Source organism: Pseudomonas promysalinigenes (genome assembly GCF_014269025.2).
GTDB classification, from domain to species: domain Bacteria; phylum Pseudomonadota; class Gammaproteobacteria; order Pseudomonadales; family Pseudomonadaceae; genus Aquipseudomonas; species Aquipseudomonas promysalinigenes.
In genome coordinates this window covers 1771849-1791525 of record NZ_CP077094.1, presented here as the reverse complement: position 1 = coordinate 1791525, position 19677 = coordinate 1771849, and the positions used below count along the sequence as shown (strand labels likewise).

Annotated in this window: 17 protein-coding genes and 1 pseudogene; 9 read left to right on the top strand and 9 right to left on the bottom strand. The window is 59.2% G+C overall.

Annotated elements, in window-relative coordinates; translation table 11 throughout:
- Window positions 1–5: 5 nt before the first annotated feature.
- From rloB to HU725_RS08245, 4 genes are all read left to right on the top strand, one after another.
- Entirely contained in the window at window positions 6–1541 is a 1536-nt protein-coding gene (rloB, locus tag HU725_RS08260; RefSeq protein WP_060476788.1) for an osmotic stress tolerance membrane protein RloB, read from the top strand.
- Window positions 1541–2521: an alpha-L-glutamate ligase-like protein gene (locus HU725_RS08255; RefSeq protein ID WP_060476787.1), complete on the top strand. Its 981-nt coding sequence runs from the start codon at window positions 1541–1543 to the stop codon at window positions 2519–2521. Before rloB ends, HU725_RS08255 begins: the two co-directional genes overlap by 1 nt.
- A gap of 119 nt (window positions 2522–2640) precedes the next feature.
- Window positions 2641–3984, top strand: coding sequence for an aminodeoxychorismate synthase component I (gene pabB / locus HU725_RS08250; protein ID WP_186476809.1), 1344 nt, complete (start codon window positions 2641–2643; stop codon window positions 3982–3984).
- A 90-nt stretch (window positions 3985–4074) separates the two neighbouring features.
- The gene (locus tag HU725_RS08245) at window positions 4075–4809 is read left to right on the top strand and encodes a phosphoadenylyl-sulfate reductase (RefSeq protein ID WP_060476785.1); all 735 of its coding nucleotides are present in this window, start codon (window positions 4075–4077) and stop codon (window positions 4807–4809) included.
- Between the two features lie 135 nt (window positions 4810–4944).
- Here HU725_RS08245 and cysB read toward each other — a convergent pair whose 3' ends face one another.
- The 3 genes from cysB to HU725_RS08230 all read right to left on the bottom strand — a co-directional run bounded on the left by cysB (window position 4945) and on the right by HU725_RS08230 (window position 7597).
- A complete protein-coding gene (gene cysB, locus HU725_RS08240) occupies window positions 4945–5919 on the bottom strand; it encodes an HTH-type transcriptional regulator CysB (protein ID WP_186476808.1) in 975 nt (324 codons plus the stop codon).
- Window positions 5920–6048: 129 nt separating this feature from the next.
- Window positions 6049–6546 carry a universal stress protein gene (locus HU725_RS08235; RefSeq protein WP_060476783.1) on the bottom strand — a complete coding sequence of 166 codons (498 nt, stop codon included), beginning with the start codon at window positions 6544–6546 and terminating at the stop codon, window positions 6049–6051.
- Between the two features lie 103 nt (window positions 6547–6649).
- Window positions 6650–7597 carry a putative 2-dehydropantoate 2-reductase gene (locus HU725_RS08230; RefSeq protein WP_186476807.1) on the bottom strand — a complete coding sequence of 316 codons (948 nt, stop codon included), beginning with the start codon at window positions 7595–7597 and terminating at the stop codon, window positions 6650–6652.
- A 201-nt stretch (window positions 7598–7798) separates the two neighbouring features.
- Between HU725_RS08230 and HU725_RS08225 the strand changes: the two genes are divergently transcribed.
- Window positions 7799–8875, top strand: a complete 1077-nt coding sequence (locus HU725_RS08225) for a 3-deoxy-7-phosphoheptulonate synthase (RefSeq protein ID WP_060476781.1) — start codon at window positions 7799–7801, stop codon at window positions 8873–8875.
- 39 nt (window positions 8876–8914) lie between these two features.
- Here HU725_RS08225 and HU725_RS08220 read toward each other — a convergent pair whose 3' ends face one another.
- Window positions 8915–9196: a GNAT family N-acetyltransferase gene (locus HU725_RS08220; RefSeq protein ID WP_027919638.1), complete on the bottom strand. Its 282-nt coding sequence runs from the start codon at window positions 9194–9196 to the stop codon at window positions 8915–8917.
- A gap of 507 nt (window positions 9197–9703) precedes the next feature.
- Between HU725_RS08220 and HU725_RS08215 the strand changes: the two genes are divergently transcribed.
- Window positions 9704–9955 carry an Lpp/OprI family alanine-zipper lipoprotein gene (locus tag HU725_RS08215; RefSeq protein WP_003250288.1) on the top strand — a complete coding sequence of 84 codons (252 nt, stop codon included), beginning with the start codon at window positions 9704–9706 and terminating at the stop codon, window positions 9953–9955.
- A 127-nt stretch (window positions 9956–10082) separates the two neighbouring features.
- Here the strand turns inward: HU725_RS08215 and HU725_RS08210 are convergent, their stop codons facing one another.
- From HU725_RS08210 to HU725_RS08200, 3 genes are all read right to left on the bottom strand, one after another.
- The gene (locus tag HU725_RS08210) at window positions 10083–11060 is read right to left on the bottom strand and encodes a L,D-transpeptidase family protein (RefSeq protein ID WP_060476780.1); all 978 of its coding nucleotides are present in this window, start codon (window positions 11058–11060) and stop codon (window positions 10083–10085) included.
- 130 nt (window positions 11061–11190) lie between these two features.
- Complete coding sequence (locus tag HU725_RS08205) at window positions 11191–11472, bottom strand: hypothetical protein (protein ID WP_060476779.1); 282 nt, start codon at window positions 11470–11472, stop codon at window positions 11191–11193.
- A 58-nt stretch (window positions 11473–11530) separates the two neighbouring features.
- A complete protein-coding gene (locus HU725_RS08200) occupies window positions 11531–12136 on the bottom strand; it encodes an arylesterase (RefSeq protein ID WP_060476778.1) in 606 nt (201 codons plus the stop codon).
- A gap of 10 nt (window positions 12137–12146) precedes the next feature.
- Here HU725_RS08200 and HU725_RS08195 point away from each other — a divergent pair, with 10 nt between their 5' ends.
- A complete protein-coding gene (locus HU725_RS08195) occupies window positions 12147–12830 on the top strand; it encodes an ABC transporter ATP-binding protein (protein ID WP_186476806.1) in 684 nt (227 codons plus the stop codon).
- On the top strand, window positions 12830–15337 hold the full coding sequence (locus HU725_RS08190) for an ABC transporter permease (protein ID WP_186476805.1): 2508 nt from the start codon (window positions 12830–12832) through the stop codon (window positions 15335–15337). Before HU725_RS08195 ends, HU725_RS08190 begins: the two co-directional genes overlap by 1 nt.
- 66 nt (window positions 15338–15403) lie before the next feature.
- Here the strand turns inward: HU725_RS08190 and greB are convergent.
- Both greB and HU725_RS08180 read right to left on the bottom strand, forming a co-directional pair.
- Window positions 15404–15736, bottom strand: a pseudogene (gene greB, locus HU725_RS08185) (transcription elongation factor GreB); the annotation flags it as partial.
- A 262-nt stretch (window positions 15737–15998) separates the two neighbouring features.
- Window positions 15999–17342 (bottom strand): hypothetical protein, encoded by a 1344-nt coding sequence (locus tag HU725_RS08180; RefSeq protein WP_186476804.1) that lies wholly within the window; start codon window positions 17340–17342, stop codon window positions 15999–16001.
- A 520-nt stretch (window positions 17343–17862) separates the two neighbouring features.
- Between HU725_RS08180 and gmtY the strand changes: the two genes are divergently transcribed.
- On the top strand, window positions 17863–19236 hold the full coding sequence (gene gmtY / locus HU725_RS08175) for a gamma-mobile-trio recombinase GmtY (protein WP_186476803.1): 1374 nt from the start codon (window positions 17863–17865) through the stop codon (window positions 19234–19236).
- The last annotated feature ends 441 nt before the right edge of the window (window positions 19237–19677 follow it).

Below are 19677 nucleotides of genomic sequence, written 5' to 3'. Positions count from 1 at the left end.
TTCCGATGCGCTCTCTTACCCTCCATCTGAAAGTCCTGATCACCGTACTGGTGTTGCTCGGCGTTGCGGTCACGGCCTATCAGATATTCGTGCTCGGCATTCCAGTGACCGAAGACGAAACTGACGACTTGTGGAACATCGACGCCAAGGTTGAGTTCGTCGCCAGCGCCAAAGACCCGGTCAAGATCCAGATGTTCGTACCGCCTTTGAACCGTGACTACGTCAGCCTCAATGAGAGCTTCATCTCCAACAACTACGGCGTGAGCATCAATCGCGTCGACGGCAACCGCAAGGTGACTTGGTCGGCGCGGCGCGTCAGTGGCAATCAGACGCTGTACTACCGCTTGGTGCTGACCAAGCGCTACAGCAGCGAAAAAGCCACGATCAAAGGGCCTACTTTCCGCGACAGCCTGGCCATCGATGGCCCGGAAAAGATCGCCGCCGAAGCCTTGATGGCCCCGATCCGCCAGCATTCGGCCGACGTCGAAACCTTCGTCAGCGAAACCATCAAGCGTGTCAACAACCTCAACGACGACAACGTCAAGCTGCTACTTGGCGGCGACACCTCGCCAATGAAAAAGGCCCAGGTCATCGACTTGCTGCTGTCGATCGCCCATGTGCCGATGGAAAAAGTCCACACCATCCGCCTGATCGCCGATACACCGCAAACGCCTGAGCTGTGGCTGCGCAGCTTCAATGGTAACGACTGGCTGTACTTCAACCCGGATACCGGCGAGCAGGGCCTGCCGTCCGACCGCCTGCTGTGGTGGACCGGTGACGACAACCTGATCACCGTCGATGGCGGCAAGAAAGCCAACGTCACCTTCACCATGAACAACAGCGAGATGAATGCCATCCGCCTGGCCAAGCTGACCGACGAGAACACCGACGCGGACTTCCTGGAATACTCTCTGTACGGCCTACCGCTGCAAACTCAGCAAACCTTCATGATCATGGTGATGATCCCGATTGGCGTACTGGTCATTCTGATCTTGCGCAACCTGATCGGCATCCAGACCCTGGGAACCTTCACGCCGGTGCTGATCGCGCTGGCCTTCCGCGAAACCCAGCTGGGCTTCGGCATCGTGCTGTTCACGGTCATCACGGCGCTGGGCTTGTCGCTGCGCTCTTACCTGGAACACCTGAAGCTGCAGATGCTACCGCGCCTTTCGGTGGTACTGACGTTCGTGGTGGTACTGATCGCTGCCATCAGCCTGTTCAGCCATAAGCTGGGCCTTGAGCGCGGCCTGTCGGTGGCGCTGTTCCCGATGGTGATTTTGACCATGACCATCGAACGCCTGTCGATCACCTGGGAAGAACGCGGCGCTGGCCATGCCATGAAAGTGGCGATCGGCACGCTGTTTGCAGCGTCCCTGGCACACCTGCTGATGATGGTGCCGGAGCTGGTGTACTTCGTCTTCACCTTCCCCGCTGTGCTGCTGATTCTGGTGGGCTTCATGCTGGCGATGGGTCGCTACCGCGGCTACCGCCTGACCGAGCTCGTGCGTTTCAAGGCATTCCTGAACAAGGCTGACCACTGATGTTTGGCTTGATCAAGACATGGAAAGCCCTGGAGGCCCGGGGCATCATGGGTATCAACCGGCGTAACGCGGACTATGTACTGAAGTACAACAAGCGCAGCCTCTACCCGATTGTCGACGACAAGATCATCACCAAGGAGCGGGCCCTGGCTGCCGGCATCCACGTGCCGGAAATGTACGGCATCATCGAAACCGAGAAGCAGATCGACAAGCTTCACGAGATCATTGGTGGGCGCAGCGATTTCGTCATCAAGCCGGCGCAAGGTGCTGGCGGCGACGGCATTCTGGTGATTGCCGACCGCTTCGAGGACCGCTACCGCACCGTCTCGGGCAGGATCATCAGCCATGAAGAAATCGAACACCAGGTATCGAGCATCCTCACCGGCCTTTACTCGCTGGGCGGCCATCGTGACCGCGCGCTGATCGAGTACCGGGTAACGCCCGACCAGATCTTCAAGAGCATCAGCTACGAAGGCGTGCCGGACATCCGCATTATCGTGCTGATGGGTTACCCGGTCATGGCCATGCTGCGGCTACCCACGCGCCAGTCCGGCGGTAAGGCCAACCTGCATCAGGGCGCCATCGGCGTCGGCGTGGACCTGGCCACTGGCGTGACCCTGCGAGGCACCTGGCTGAACAACATCATCAGCAAGCACCCGGACACCACCAACGCGGTGGACGGCGTACAACTGCCGAACTGGGATGGGTTCATGAAACTGGCCGCTGGCTGCTATGAACTGTGCGGGTTGGGCTATATCGGTGTGGACATGGTTTTGGACCAAGACAAAGGGCCGCTGATTCTCGAGCTCAACGCACGCCCTGGCCTGAACATACAAATCGCCAACGACACTGGCCTGACTCAACGCACCCATGCGATCGAAGCGCACATCGAAGCACTGGCCAAAGACGGTATCGTCGAGACGCCCGATGAGCGGGTGCGGGTGGCGCAGAACCTGTTCGGGCACGTGCATCCGCGGTAAGTCGGGGCCGCAAAGCGGCCCTTGCTCAAACAGGCTGTTTTATGTCGCCCCAAAGCTAGGCGCGTTCCCTACACAGGTCTACAATCGCCGCCTCGCTTTTGTCATCGCCGCCCACACTGATGCCGACCTGTACGCTTCACCCCCTACCCTACCAGCCCGACCCGGCCGCCTACTTCGCCCCCTTGCGCGAGGCCCCCGGCGCGGTACTGCTTGACAGTGCGCGCCCCGGTGCCGAGCGTGGCCGTTTCGACCTGCTAAGCGCCTGGCCCGTACAGCAGCTGCAAGCTCAACCCAGCGAGCATGGCCGCGAGTTTCTCGAGCGTTTGCGCAACAGCCTTGCCCAGCTAGGCGATGCCACGTTGCCCGAAGGCCTCCAGCTACCCTTCGCAGGCGGCTTGATCGGCTACCTGAGCTACGACTTCGGTCGCCGGCTGGAGCACCTGCCCAGCCTCGCGGCCGACGACCTTGAGCTGCCCGACGCGCAACTGGGCCTGTACGCCTGGGCCATGGTCAGCGATCACCAGATGGGCACCAGTCAACTGGTGTTCCACCCAAGCCTGGCCAAAGCTGAACGGGAACGGCTGATCTGCCTGTTCGAAGCTGCAGCTCCGGCGCCTGGCGGTGACTTCCGCTTGCTCGCCGCCATGCAAGGCGACCTGCAACCTGCCCAATACAAAGCGGCCTTCGACCAGGTGCAACGCTACATACAGGCCGGCGACTGTTACCAGATCAACCTCACCCAACGTTTTCGCGCCCCCTGCCAAGGCGACCCCTGGCGCGCTTATCAGGCGCTGCGCAAGGCTTGCCCGACACCATTTTCCGGCTATCAGCAACTGGCTGACGGCAGCGCCCTGCTGAGTTTTTCACCCGAGCGTTTCATCCGCGTCAGCCAACGCCAGGTGGAAACCCGCCCCATCAAGGGCACACGGCCCCGCTCGGCCGACCCCGCCGAGGACGCACGCAATGCCCAGGAGCTGCGCCAAAGCCCAAAAGACCGCTCAGAGAACCTGATGATCGTCGACCTGTTGCGCAACGATTTGGGGCGTACCTGCGAGATCGGCTCAGTAAAGGTGCCAGAGCTGTTCAGCCTGGAAAGCTACCCCAACGTGCACCACTTGGTCAGCAGCATCACTGGCCAGCTGGCCTGCGACAAAGACGCCCTGGACCTGATTGGCGACAGCTTCCCCGGCGGCTCGATAACCGGCGCACCGAAGATCCGCGCCATGCAGATCATCGACGAGCTGGAGCCCACCCGCCGTGCGCTGTACTGTGGCTCGTTGCTGTATGTAGACGTACGGGGTGAGATGGACAGCTCCATCGCCATCCGTAGCCTGCTGATCAAGGATGGCCAGGCCAGTTGCTGGGGCGGCGGCGCGGTGGTGGCCGATTCCGACTGGCAGGCCGAATACGAAGAGTCTATCGCTAAGGTGCGGGTACTGATGCAGACGCTACAAAGCCTCTGAGGCCAAGGGCCAGGCGTCTGGCACGTCATTTTTTGTTACCATCACCCCACTACGAGCGCACAGCGCCACAGCCAAGATGGAAACCGCCTGATGAGCCAACCTTTCGACGTCGCCGCCCTGGCCGCGACCTATGCCAACAAGTCCCCGCAAGACATCCTCAAGCTCGCTTTCGAGCACTTTGGTGATGACCTGTGGATTTCCTTCAGCGGCGCCGAGGACGTGGTGCTGGTCGACATGGCCTGGAAGCTGAACAAACAAGTCAAGGTCTTCAGCCTGGACACGGGCCGCCTGCACCCTGAAACCTACCGCTTCATCGACCAAGTGCGCGAGCATTACAACCTACCGATCGAAATCCTGAGCCCGGATCGCGCCAAGCTCGATCCGTTCGTGAAAGAAAAAGGTCTGTTCAGCTTCTACAAGGACGGCCACGGCGAGTGCTGTGGTATCCGCAAGATCGAACCCTTGCGGCGCAAGCTCGCGACCGTCAGCGCCTGGGCCACCGGCCAGCGCCGCGATCAGAGCCCAGGCACCCGTAGCCAGGTGGCTGCTCTGGAAGTCGACAGCGCCTTCTCCACGCCCGAGCGCACCCTGTACAAATTCAACCCTCTGGCGCAGATGACCAGTGAAGAGGTATGGGGCTACATCCGCATGCTGGAGCTGCCCTACAACAGCCTGCACGAACGTGGGTTCATCAGCATCGGCTGCGAGCCTTGCACGCGTCCGGTTCTGCCAAACCAGCACGAACGCGAAGGCCGCTGGTGGTGGGAAGAGTCAACTCAAAAAGAGTGCGGGCTGCACGCAGGCAATTTGATCAGCAAGGCATAGACGGCAAAGGCCAGCGGGCTCGTCTGAAGCCTGAGAAGCCACCGCGGGAGCAACTGCCTCATGGCCTTGCGCTGGCTTCTTCGCGCCTAAAACCGCCCACACGCAATCAAGATCAGCTGCGCTGAGAGCCTCCAATCAGTGCACGGGCAACTCGACGCCATCGAATAGCTCTTCGAGCTCCTGCTTGTTGTGGCACTGAATGGCCTTGGCCATCACTTCGCGGGTCAGGTGCGGAGCGAACTTCTCGATGAAGTCGCACATGAAGCCGCGCAGGAAGGTGCCACGACGGAAGCCGATCTTAGTGATGCTGGCCTCGAACAGCTCGCTGGCGTCCAGCGCAACCAGATCGTTGTCCAGCTTGGTATCCACTGCCATTTTCGCAACGATGCCCACACCCAGCCCCAAGCGCACATAGGTCTTGATCACGTCGGCGTCGGCGGCGGTGAACACCACTTTGGGCGTCAGGCCGCGATGATTGAAGGCTTCATCGAGCTTCGAGCGGCCGGTAAAGCCGAACACGTAAGTCACGATCGGGTACTCTGCGACCGCTTCCAGCGTCAACTTGGGCAGCTTGGTGAGCGGATGGCCCTGGGGTACCACCACGCAACGGTTCCACTTGTAACATGGCATCATGATCAAGTCGCCGAACAGCTCCAGCGCTTCGGTCGCGATGGCGAAATCGACAGTGCCGTCAGCTGCCATTTCCGCAATTTGCATGGGGGAGCCCTGATGCATGTGCAGGGCCACCTCCGGGTACTGCTTGATGAAGTTGCTAATGACAGGCGGCAGCGCGTAGCGGGCCTGAGTATGGGTGGTAGCGATGGACAGCGTGCCCTTCTTCTCGTTGGAGAATTCCTGGGCGATTTGCTTGATGCTCTCGACCTTGCGCAGGATCTCGCCAGCGGTATTGATGATGCGCTCACCAGCCGGAGTAACGCGGGTCAGGTGCTTGCCGCTGCGCGCGAAGACTTCTACGCCCAGCTCATCCTCGAGTAGGCGAATTTGCTTGCTGATGCCCGGCTGCGAAGTGTAGAGGCTTTGCGCCGTCGCGGAGACGTTGAGGTCGTGATGCGCCACTTCCCAGATGTAGCGCAGTTGTTGAAGCTTCATAGGTTTCCCTCGAATCGGCGGTAGGTCAGCAGCAGCGAGCAGTGACGAGATATAACTATATTAGTGGTTATCGAAATAAAACTAGAACTATTTTGTTACACGCGCCACGGAATCATCCGACCGTTTGCTTCACAATTTCCTACGCCCAAGGTGTTGGGATAACGGCACCATGTAGGCCGGTACTGGTGATAACTGGAGCAGGCGCACCGCCGTGCGACCGATCGGCACATCCACACCGGCCCCGGCACTGTGGCTGCCGAAGATCAGCAAATCGACGCTCAGTCGCTGCGCCTGCTCAAGAATGACCTGCGCCGGGTCACCCTGACGCACGCGCACTGCCTTGATCAACGCCAAATCTGCGTCCTCGCCCAATTCGTCACGAAAGTTTTCAAGGACCCGCTGTTCGATGTTAGCCATCACCGTGTTGACACCCTCGCTGTGCAATGCATCGAGCGTCTGTTCATCAAGGTAGCTTTGCAGCAAGGATTCGGCGAACTGGCCCATGGGCTCCACCGCGTGAATCACATAAAGCTCTGCACCGAAGGCGCGAGCCAAGGTCAGGGCGTGCTGCATGACAAAAGGGGCGTAGACACCGAGGTCAGTGGCGTACAGCATGGAGCGGATCATTCGACCTCCTCGACTGCCGTTGCGGCAGAGCAAGATTCAGCTTAGCAGCGCCCCGGCCCTGCGCTCTGCCATCCTGCGTGGTGGCGCTGCGGCCTGCTGCGCATCAGCACGAACGATTGGCCCGATCGATGAAGGTCAGGGCCCGGTGAAGCATCTGAATGCGCGCAAGGCTGCACCCAGCCGCCTGCGCGCGAGCCAAAGGCTCGGCATAGATTGCATCCAGCTCCAGCGGGCGGCGCTGAACATGATCGTGGTACATGCTCGGCCAGTAATCGGGCATCCGCTCGGTCATCAGCAGCAATTGCTCGGCATAACCTTCTGGAAGCTCATACCCGCACGCCGCCGCCCCCTGCACCACTTCAGCCATCAATGACTTGATCAACTCGCGACTGTCGGCATCGGCCATCAGCTGCTGAGTGCTGGCGCCGAGCAACACCGAAAGGCCGTTATAGGGCACGTTCCATACCAGCTTTTGCCAACGTGCTTGGCCCAGGTCAGCCATGGCCTGAGAATCGATGCCCGCCGCCCGGAACAGCCCGGCGCCGGCTTCGACTATCGCCGCGCCGCCATCATTGGCCGGCCCGCTGTGATAACCAAGGTTGACAGCACCCAACGCCTGGTGACGAATAATCCCCGGGGCTTGGCGATTGACGCAGATGAAACATAGGCCACCCAATAAGTGCAAATTGCCAGGCAGGCTGGCCCTCAATAGGTCTTCAACACCCAAGCCATTCTGCAGCACCACCACCCTGGCATCGGCAGCGGCTGCCTGTTCGATCAGCGCCGCGAGCCCGGCACCACTGGTAGCCTTGGCACCGACCAACAGCCAATCACAGGGTGGCATGTCGGCAGCGCGAGCATAGGCCTTGACTGGCATGTGCAAGCTGCCAAGCTCGGCGTGTTCGAGCTTGAGGCCCTGCTCGCGCACCACCTCATATTCGCTGCGCAACAAGAAATGCACATCGAACCCGGCGCGGGCAAGCATCAGACCATAGAAGCCACCAATGGCACCGCTGCCAATGATACCGATACGAAGGTTGCGAGCAGCCATGTGATTCTCCAGGACGGGTTGATGCGCTTTTTTACACCTTCTCAGGTCGCCTGGCACACACAAGCACGGCTTGCCCTGCCAAATCCCATTGTCGCGCCCTCTGTAACGCGCTAAGGTTCGGCTCCCCGCTGCGAACATTATTGCTGCTGGGCCGCACGGGGATTGCTGGCGGCCGGCACCCGTGACCTGACGAGTAACACGATGGCTGATTTACCGATCGACGACCTTAACGTTGCCTCCAACGAGACCTTGATCACCCCCGATCAGCTCAAGAAGGAAATCCCCCTCAGCGCCAAGGCTTTGCAGACCGTGACTGCGGGCCGCGAAGTGGTGCGCAACATACTCGACGGCAAGGACCATCGCCTGTTCGTGGTGGTCGGCCCCTGCTCCATCCATGACATCAAGGCCGCCCATGAATACGCCGAGCGCCTGAAGGTGTTGGCCGAGGAGCTGTCCGATACGCTGTACCTGGTCATGCGGGTGTATTTTGAAAAGCCGCGCACCACTGTGGGCTGGAAGGGCCTGATCAACGACCCTTACCTGGATGACTCGTTCAAGATCCAGGACGGGTTGCATATCGGCCGCCAGCTGCTGCTGGACCTAGCCGAAATGGGCCTGCCGACCGCAACGGAAGCGCTCGACCCCATCTCCCCGCAGTATCTGCAGGACCTAATCAGCTGGTCGGCTATCGGCGCTCGCACCACAGAATCGCAGACTCACCGCGAAATGGCCTCCGGGCTGTCCTCGGCCGTCGGTTTCAAAAACGGTACCGATGGTGGCCTGACAGTCGCCATCAACGCCCTGCAGTCGGTGTCCAAGCCGCACCGTTTCCTTGGCATCAACCAGGAAGGTGGCGTCTCTATCGTCACCACCAAGGGCAATCCGTATGGCCATGTGGTACTGCGCGGCGGTAATGGCAAACCAAACTACGACTCGGTCAGCGTCGCCCTCTGCGAACAGGATTTGGCCAAGGCCAAGATCAAGGCCAACATCATGGTCGACTGCAGCCACGCCAACTCCAACAAGGACCCGGCTCTGCAGCCGCTGGTGATGGAAAACGTCGCCAATCAGATTCTCGAAGGCAACCAGTCGATCATCGGCCTGATGGTCGAGAGCCATCTGAACTGGGGCTGCCAGTCGATCCCGAAAAACCTCGACGAACTGCAGTACGGTGTGTCGGTAACCGATGCGTGCATCGATTGGGCAGCCACTGAAAAGACCCTGCGCAGCATGCGCGCCAAGCTCAAGGATGTGCTTCCTCAGCGCAACCGCGGCTAAAAAAAGCGGGGCCAGACATGGCCCCGCTTTTTCGTTGTGTCATGCCTTGCTCGAATGGCGCTGCTGACGTTCCATGTAACGCTCAACGTATGAGCAGGAAGGGATCACCGTGTAACCCATCTGGTCGGCGTACTCGAGAGCCTTCTCGGTCAGCGCAGCTGCAATACCCCGACCGCGCAAGGCATTGGGCACGAATGTGCGGTAGATATCCAGCGTCTGCTTGCCTAGGTCCATGTACGTCAGGTAGGCACGATGACCGTCCACATTGGTTTCGAACTGATGACCGGCCTGGTCATGGTGGATGGTCAACGTTTCACTCATCACTACTCCTCGCAGGCCTTTCTGGCAGACCTTAACCTTAACCGCGTTGGCTTGTCCGGCGGAGGAACCTCAGCGCCACCCTCTAGGGCCTTTGACCCGACGCATTTACTAATGGTTCGTCCGAGCTGGCCACTCCAAATAGTAGGCACCATAAGCGCAAATGCTCAAGGTGGTTCGCTTTAAAAGTAGCAGAGGTTTGCTCTGAACCTCCGCGTAACAGAACCCGCAATAGCTGCCGGATGATGTTCTGCTTAAGACGCCTGGTGACACTGTAAGTCACCACTAGTTCAACAAAAAAGTTGCATCTCTACAGCCGGTTGCAGCCCCGATAGGTTTTTTTCACAATCAGCTCGAAAACCTTGACGGCGTCACCCTAGGCAACATTTTTTTTGCTGTTCTTGCGTTCGGTCAGTTTACTTACTACAAGTAATGGGTACTATGTACGCCGGCCAGTTTCTCTTTTCCGAGAGATGGCTATTTAATAGAAAGTCCTTGAAGGGGAACACGATGAACAACGTTCTGAAATTCTCTGCTCTGGCTCTGGCCGCAGTTCTGGCTACCGGTTGCAGCAGCGTATCCAAAGAAACCGAAGCTCGTCTGACTGCGACTGAAGACGCAGCAGCTCGCGCCCAAGCCCGTGCTGACGAAGCCTACCGTAAGGCTGACGACGCTATGGCTGCCGCTCAGAAGGCTCAGCAGACCGCTGACGAAGCCAACGAGCGCGCTCTGCGTATGCTGGACAAAGCCAGCCGCAAGTAATAATCCTTACGGATTGTTCAGAAGCCGACCCACTTGTGGGTCGGCTTTTTTGTTGCCTGATCGCCAGCAAGAAACCTAAAGACCCGACCAGGCCTTACACCTGAACGGGTCGCGAACGTAGAGCGTATCACTGCAACTCAGGAGGGATGCTCGAGACCATAGGCGCCCCACCCTGATTGTTGACCGGAACGGCAATTTCCACTGGCATGCCATCTTCTGCGGCAACCACGTCACGCACCATGTCCCAATTCATACGCAGGTTGTTGGCCAAGTCTTCACGCTTGAGCAAGGCATTGATAACGGCCGTGTGCTTGTCGACCACAGATGGGTTGCCCTTATCATCCAATGGCGTGTGCGCTTCGAGATAAACCTTGCCGGCACTGATGCCGAACTTGTAGGGCTCGTTGATAATGCGCACTGGCGTACCCACCGGCACCATTTTCGACAGTTCCAGTACGTTATTGTTGAACATGCGGAAGCAGCCATGGCTGGTACGCATGCCGATACCAAACTTCTTGTTCGAACCATGGATCAGGTAGCCCGGTACACCTAGGGTGAACTTGAAGGGCCCTAGCGGGTTGTCAGGGCCGGCAGGCACCACGGTGGGCAGAATGTCGCCATCAGCGGCATGCTCGGCACGAATCGAGGCCGGTGGCGTCCAGGTCGGGTTCGGAGTCTTGGCGATGATCTTGGTCAACGCGATTGGCGAGCCCCAGCCTTCGCGACCGATACCCAGCGGATAGGTATGCACCACGTTCTGCCCTTTCGGGAAGTAGTACATACGATACTCGGCCAGATTGATGACGATGCCTTCACGCGGCCCAGGCGGCAGGATGAAGCGGGTAGGCAGAATGATCTCGGTGCCTGCGCCAGGCAGCCATGGGTCGACACCCGGATTGGCGGCGATCATCTCGAGGTAGCCAAGGTCGTTGGCGGTCCCGATGTCCGCAAATGTATCCTCGTACTTGGCCTTGATGGTCTGGACTTGGCCAACGACGTCTTCACCCGGTGGTGGCAGTGGCAGTTCCAGCGCAACAGCGGGGCCCGCTACCAGCAGGGCGGCCAGGGACAGGCAACGGGTGACGGCGGGAAAGCGCGGCAACATCCGGTAAATCCTTCGAAAGGTAATCAAGAGGCACGATTGTACACCCGCCTCGCTGCAAGCGGGAGGCGCTGGAGCCTTGCAAGCGTTTCGAATGATGAAAGGTGTGGCCAGTGACGCCTAGCCGTTCAACTCACAACTCTGGCCACACCGGCCGCATGCCACGGCGCTGGGCATCGAGGATGGCCCGGCAAAGATCGCAAAGACGCCCGTCACGGTAAATGCTGCGAGGCACCCCAGACCACCGTGGTTGGGCAGGAAGCAAGCCACCGCACAAGGTGCGGTCGACCGGCACTCCAAGCTCGAGCTGACGAGCCACGAGGTGAACACGAACTTCCTGGCAAGCGAACAGGTCAAGCTGCTCATCTGGCTCGATCAGTTGATAGGCGAACAGGGACCAGGCAGGACGCGGCATCGGGGGCTCTCGAAACAGGGGGCGCAACATTAGCCGAAAGCCGCCCCCGTTTAAAGCGTCACAGCAAGGGTTTTATCACCGGCCAGGCATTTTCCAGCAAGCGCTGCTGGGCCACTTGCGCCGGATGGATGCCGTCTGCCTGCATCATGCCCGGCACACCGCCCACCCCTTCGAGGAAGAATGGCACCAGGGCCACCTGCTCTTGCGTTGCCAGTTGCTGATACACGTTGGCAAACGCGGTGTTGTAACGCACGCCGTAGTTTGGGGGCAGGCGCATACCCAGCAACACCACCTTGGCACCCGCCTGACGGGCACTTTCGATCATTGAGGCAAGATTTTGTTGCAATTGCTCTGGAGGCTGCCCACGCAAGCCATCGTTGCCACCCAGCTCTAGCACCACGAGGTTAGGCTTGTGGGCTGCAAGCAGCGCCGGCAGCCGCGCCTGACCACCTGCGCTGGTGTCGCCACTGATCGAGGCATTGATCACCTGATCGTCGAAACCTTCAGCCTTGAGCCGGGTCTGCAACAAAGAGACCCAACCCTGGCGGATATCCAGGCCAGCGCCGGCGCTTATACTGTCGCCGACGACCAGCAATGTTCCCGCCGCCGCGCTTTGGCCCAGGCAATACAGAGCCAAGCCGGCACTCAACCACCACATTCGCATTGGATTCTCCATGGGCCCCAGTATTCTCGTTGCTCAGAACCTTAGCAAAGTGGTACCCAGCGCGGAAGGTGATCTGACCATTCTGCATGCCTTGTCCCTGAACCTTGCCAAGGGTGACAGCCTGGCCATTGTCGGCGCCTCGGGTTCGGGCAAATCGACTTTGCTCGGCCTGCTGGCCGGCCTGGACCGGCCCAGTGCCGGGCAGGTGATCCTGGCTGGGCAAGACCTCGGCCCCCTGGACGAGGACCAGCGCGCCAGGGTGCGGGCCGAGCATGTAGGCTTCGTTTTCCAGTCGTTCCAATTGCTAGACAGCCTCAACGCTTTGGAGAATGTGATGCTGCCCTTGGAGCTTGACGGCCGGCGCGATGCCCGCGACCACGCGCGCACCTTGCTGGAGCGGGTGGGCCTTGGTCAGCGCCTGACCCACACTCCACGGCAACTTTCCGGCGGCGAACAGCAACGGGTCGCCATCGCCCGTGCGTTTGCAGCACAACCGGCCGTGCTGTTCGCCGACGAGCCCACGGGCAACCTCGACAGCCATACGGGAGAGCGCATCAGCGATCTATTGTTCGAATTGAACAAGGAACGCGGCACCACACTGGTACTGGTCACCCATGACGAGCGCTTGGCCAGGCGTTGCCGACGCAAGATACGCCTGGAGGCGGGCCACTTGGTAACGCCGGTGGAGGCCTGATGAAGCATATGCCCTTACCCCGTCTGTGTGGCCTGGCCTTTCGCCAGCTGTTGCGCGACGTCCGCGCCAGCGAGGTCCGGGTGCTGTTTTTCGCCCTGGTGGTAGCAGTCGCCGCCAGTACCGCCATCGGCTATTTCGGCGCTCGCCTCAATGGCGCGATGCAATTGCGCGCCAGCGAGTTTCTTGGCGCCGACCTGGTACTGCAAGGCAGTGCTCCTGCCAATGACGAGCAGCTCAGCGCTGGGCAGGCATTGGGCTTGCGCCACGCCCAGGTCGTGGAATTCACCAGTGTGGTAGGTGGCGATGCCGGTATTCAGCTTTCGAGTATCAAGGCAGCCGACGGCGCCTATCCACTGCGCGGCCAGCTGCGCAGCGCTGGCGCCCCATACGCCGAGGAGTCAGCGGGCGGCGGCCCAGCACCCGGTGAAGCCTGGGTCGAGCCACGTCTGCTGGCGGCGCTGGGGCTCAAGATCGGCGACAGCATTGACGTCGGTATGAAAACTTTAAGCATCAGCCGGGTCCTGACCTACGAACCGGATCGTGCCAACAACTTCTACAGCCTCACGCCGCGGCTGATGATGAACCTGGCAGACTTGCAGGCCACTGGGGTTATTCAGCCTGGCAGCCGGGTTACCTATCGCGAACTCTGGCGCGGTGATGCACAAGCGCTTGCGCAATACCGCCAGGCGGTAGAGCCAAACCTGGCGGCCAGCCAGCGCTTGCTCGACACACGCGACGGCAACCGGCAAATCGGCGGAGCTTTGGGCAAGGCCGAGCGGTACCTGAACATGGCCAGCCTGGTTGCCGTGCTGCTGGCGGGCGTTGCAGTGGCGCTTTCAGCCAGCCGATATGCAGCGCGCCGCCTGGACGCCAGCGCCTTGTTGCGCTGCTTGGGGCTGTCGCGGCATCAGGCACTGGGGCTGTATTGCCTGCAGTTGGCGATTCTTGGCCTGATAGCCGCATTAGCCGGTGCTGTCCTGGGCTGGCTTGCGCAACTGGGCTTATTCCGCCTGTTGCACGGCCTGCTGCCCAGCGTAGTGCCAGCAGGGGGCGCACTTCCGGCCGTGGCGGGCATCGCCACCGGCCTTGTAGCCCTGGCCGGTTTTGCCTTACCGCCACTGGCGGCGCTCGGGCAGGTGCCACCTCTGCGGGTACTGCGCCGTGACCTGCTCCCGGTCCCACCCAGCAGTTGGTTAGTGTATGGTGCAGCGCTGCTCGCCTTGGGGTTGATCATGTGGCGTCTTAGCCTTGATCTGCTGCTAACCTTCGCCCTGCTAGGGGGCGGTCTGATCGCGGCGTTGCTGCTTGGGGGCCTGCTCTTGCTTGGCTTGCGAAGCCTGCGCAGGGCGCTTGGCGGAGCACCGCTGACCTGGCGTCTGGGATTAGGCCAGTTGCTACGCCACCCCACCGCAGCCGCCGGGCAAGCTCTGGCCTTTGGCCTGATCCTGCTGGCCATGGCGCTCGTTGCGCTGCTGCGGGCAGAACTGCTCGACACCTGGCAGGCGCAGTTACCCAAAGACGCGCCCAATTACTTTGCCCTGAATATCCTGCCCGCCGACCGTGAACCCTTCGCCCAACACCTGCGTGGGGTCAACGCCAGTTCGGCGCCGCTGTATCCGGTGACGCCAGGCAGGCTCATTCTGATCAACGATCAACCCGTGCAACAGATCGTCAGCAAGGAGTCCGCGGGCGAGCGGGCGGTACAACGCGATCTCAGCCTGACTTGGGCGGCCGACCTGCCCGCAGGCAATAGCTTGAGCGCGGGCAACTGGTGGGGAGCACTGCCGGTGGGCGATGAAATCCCTGGGGTATCGGTCGAGGCCGAGCTGGCCAACAGCCTCAAGCTGAAACTGGACGACCTGCTGACCTTCGATATAGGCGGCGAACAACGCCTGGCACGGGTCACTAGCCTTCGTAGCGTCCATTGGGACAGCTTTCAGCCAAACTTCTACATGATTTTCCAGCCTGGCACCCTGCAGGGCCTGCCCACTACTTACCTGACCAGCTTCTACCTGGCCGCCGGCCATGATCTGGACGTTGTCGCACTGTCCCGGGCCTTCCCGGCCGTGACCATACTGCAAGTCGACGCCCTTCTGGAGCAGCTGCGCAGCATCCTGGCCCAGGTGACCCTGGCCGTCGAATATGTATTGCTGTTCGTGCTCGCAGCAGGGCTTGCAGTCCTGTTCGCCGGTTTGCAGGCAACCCTGGATGAGCGGATTCGCCAGGGCGCCCTCCTCCGCGCCTTGGGGGCTTCGCGGCCGTTACTGGTCAGGGCTCGGCGCATTGAGTTCGGTGTGCTGGGTGCCGCCAGTGGCACGTTAGCGGCGCTCGGCTGCGAACTGATCACGCTGGTGCTGTACCGTTATGCGTTCGACCTGCAATGGAGCCCGCACCTGTGGCTGCTGGCGCTGCCATTGCTTGGGGCGATATTGGTGGGCGGAGCAGGCACGCTTGGAACACGCAGGGCGCTCAATGCCAGCCCCCTGGCAGTGCTGCGTGAAACTTGAAAACTCTAGACTGCTGCAAACCTGAGGCGCACGCCCTGGCCTCAGGCGCGCTCATGAGGACTGAACTCATTGCCCATAGCGGATGTTATTGACATACCACGTGGCTGGGCCGGTCGGCGTATTGACTACCACCTCATCGCCCTCCTCCTTCTTGAGCAACGCGCGGGCCATGGGCGAGTCGATCGAAATATAGTCGTTGCGACCATAGATCTCGTCGTACCCCACGATACGAAAACTCATGGCCTCGCCATCATCATTCTCGATCTCGACCCAGGCGCCGAAAAATACCTTGCCCTCCTGCTCAGGCGAGTAAGCGACAACCTTGACATCTTCCAGCCGCTTGCGCAGATAACGGACCCGACGATCGATCTCGCGCAGCAGCTTCTTGTTGTACTGGTATTATCACCCCACCCCACGACCTACTATTTCTAGCAACCCGCCCCTCAGCCACCCCAAGCCTCGGCACCACAACGGCTACACTGGGCCGAGCACCTTCGACTGGATCAATCGCCGGCGCGGTAAGCGCCCACCCAAAGCCCTCCCCCAAATAGCAGCAGCGGACTCATCGGGGAAACCTTAGAGAGGCGCACGCCCTTGAAGATGTGCTGAGACCCGGACGCGATTGACACCAGTTTGGTGCAGCCCAAATCAAACTCAATGCTCAGCCAACCCCGAAAAGCCGACTGAGTCGAAGGTGCGGGTAATGACCAGCCGGGTTGTCAAACACATACGTGCGACTGAGCTCCCCCTCGGAAACAAGCCCCTGCTCCTGACCTTCAAGCACTGCCGCTTCCCCTGCCCGCCTCCAACCATCATCCGCAGCCTCAACTCGCTCCAAGATCGGCGCACTGACATACACGACTGAAGCAAGGTGCGGGCTCTCACGGAGCAGCTTGGCGGCCCTTTGCGCCAATTCATCAGACTCTTGGCGTGACACCTCTTCGAGCGAAGCCCCGGAGTGACGCTCAACCCCGACAACCAAACAGCCCGGGCGCGCACCAGTCATCTGCTTGCGAACAGCCCGCTTTGCAACATTGCCGAGCCCGGCCTCGAAATTGCTTGGGAGCGCGGCCTGAAAATCAATCGAAAGGTAGCACTCATCTCCAAATCCCTTGATGACGCGAAAACCGTTCCCCGCTCCGATCAGATGGTCGGCGAGCGCGTAAGCCTCCTCCCTCGCAAGCCCCTCACCCTTGACTACCACCTCCCTGAGATCAGAGAGAACTACTCGCACCAGGCAAACGCCTGGCACCTCAAATGCCTCCTCTCCGGATCTCGCTCTGCCAACTGCACTCGCTACCGCCTCGACGACCGACCCTTGCGCCGCCCCTTTGGGCAGCTTGCCTGTAAAGACAACCGAGATGCCAAAAAAATGGCGCTCGACTTGGAGCAAACGCGGCTCAATGAGCTGAAGGATGGGGCCGACCAGAAGGTTGAATTCTTCCTCTGTCAGCGGCTCTCCCCGATCAGCGGAAATACTCTTGCACTCGACCTCCACCCAAACATCACCCGGCTCCTCCGAAGCACCACCAGGAAGCTTGGCGAGCAAGTCGAAGGTACCAACCCCCACGTCTTCTTCCATCCACTGAATTTCGCAACCCTGCCGACTCAGGTGCGTTGCCACCATGAGCTCCAAGCGAAGCCCACGCATACCATCTGGATCCTTGATGGCATGCCGCACTCGCCCCAAAAGCTTTCCCCGACTTTCCTCGTCACCACCAGATGAGTGTTGTCGACAGAGCAACAAGACCTGCGACGCAAAAATCAGCGCACTCTTGATGGCACCCCACGACTCTGAGGTTGGCGGCTGCAGCCCGTGACAATCAAACTCCCTCAGCCCGTAGGCAATGATGTTCCGGCTCCAGAGAAAAGAACGCATCAGGGGCGCCTCGCCAACCTGATGCTCCAAGCTCAACACCCTTTTGACCCACGGCCTATCGGGGAGCAAGGCAACCAGGGACTCGTAGATCGCTGGGAAATCATCATCCTTCAACTCAGAAATCACTCGCACCACACTCCTTGCGATCACCATCCCGACCACACGGTCGCCAAACCTTGAGTCTGCGTCCTTCTATATAAAGGCGCCAGGGGCGGAATCCGTGCGCCCCCTCACAACGGATACCGACACCCGGCCGCCCCCCCCAGATCTGCTAGCCAAGCAGCGACAGATGGAAAAGCTCAAGGAGTCGATCAAGCAGAGAGACAGAGAGACAGAGGGACAGAGGGACAGAGGGACAGAGGCAGGCAGGCAGGCAGGCAGGCAGGCACAAAATAGTAGGAGAAACGCAAAAGCGCTTCCTAAAGAAAAAGCAACAGTGATAACATGGATTTATAGATATCAACAATATATACCGAGTATACCTAACGCGTCAAGCCCTCACTTCCAAAATCTAGGATCTATTTTGCATGCGCCTCGACAATCAGACCTCCACCCACATCGGCACCGTCGCCCCGCCTTCGAATGAGCCCCACATCAACAAGCGCTCTCAGCTCCTTCGTCACCACCTCATCCGAGATCGCGATCGATGAGCGCCGTCATCAAGGTCAAGGTCGACTACCGGGGGCCGACCAATGTCAAGACGACTCGCTTGCCGGCTGTGCTGACCGACAAGGGCATCCTGACCTCCCTGCTGCAGTATCAGAGTGAGCAGCATCGCAGCCAATCATGGCACCAGAAAGTGAACCTGGTCGTCCGACTGTTGCTGACCTTCGTCGACCACGGCGGGATCCCTTTCACCTCCCCCACAGATCTACTCAAAGGTTTTCGGCATGCGCTCTATTACGGAACAGTCGACGAGCGCCTGGAAGACCCGACAGGCCTGTACTGGGCGCCCCGCACGACGGAGACTGCCGACGACCTGATCAACCTATTGACGGGATACACCGACTGGCTCACTCGTCAACCAGGCCACAGTGGAGTTGTCATGAATCCGATCAGGGACGCCACTGGCTACGAGGAACGACTGAATTGGTGCGCCTACCATCATCACCAAGACAACAAGCTCTTGAATCACTTGACGAGCAACGCGCAAGCGGAGGCGAACTTCTTTACCCGCGAGGTGGGACGGCAACAATCAAGCGTGATTGTCGATGAAGTAAAGCGCTTTCCTGAAAAGCACTTCCATACGCTTCTTGATGAAGGTTTCGTGATTGCAGGCAAGCAAGACGAGGAAAAAAACCTGCGTACCGATTGGAAAAGTCAGTGCATAACAATCCTGATGAACAGTGGCGGCATTCGTAAAAGCGAGGCATTTCATATTTACCTTGACGACATAGATATTGATGAAGATCTAATGGAAGCAGTCGTGACCATCCACCACCCAGCGGAGGGGAAAGTAAAGGACGACAATTATGCAAACCGCAGAGAGTATCTACTTAAGAAATTTCGCTTAAAGCCACGCACGGAATATTTGAAATCCGAATCACAGCATGCGGGCTGGAAGGCGCCCGCCATTAACAATCAACGTTACTTTGAAGTCCAGTTCTTCCCGCCATCGAAAGCTCAAGAGTTTCTCTTGGCTTTCCGTAATTACGTACTTTATCAGCGCGTCGAACCGAAAGGCCTAGGGCACCCGTATGCATTTACCAACAGCCAAGGCCAGCCTGAAACCATCAAGAACTTCCAGCGCCTGCATCGTGCAGCCGTAGAGAGAATTGATCTGAGATCTTCCAAGTACCATGGCACTACCGAGCATGGACATCGACATGCCTATGGCTATCGACTTGCAGAGGCTGGATTCAGTGCTGTCGAGATCAAAAAAGCCATGCACCATAAATGCGTGACTTCTTGCCAAGTGTATATCCAACCGACCAACTCGGATCTTCGCAATAAAATGCGCCAAGTTGAGGCCGCGCATATAGCCAGGCTCCCAAATTCGGACGCAGGGCAATCACCATAGATTTATCTAGGCCCATAAGGACTCGCACGCTTATCAGCTAAGTGCAATCGGCCTACTGAGGACGCCTCTAAACCTACGACTCTAAAGTCTCGATGGGCGAATGCCTTCGTCCTATAAAGCGCAATCTAGACACTCGCCAGTCAACTTAGTTATTAGGAAGCAGGAAGTAGAAAATGAATAGCAACCAAGCACTATACAAGCACCCCACCGATATCCGGGATCATTGTATCGGACACAGCCTGAACATCTTCCTGGCCGGCCTGTACAACATCAGCAAAAAACCACCAAGGAAGCCAATGAGACATCTGTCAGACGCTTACTCCGCCTAACATTCAGAGAAAGAAGATTTCAACTTGAAAAATTTAAATAGGAAAGCAGAAACTTGGTGAATGAATTCAACTTACAAAGCACTACCTGATTAAAAACTGACTGTATAGCAAT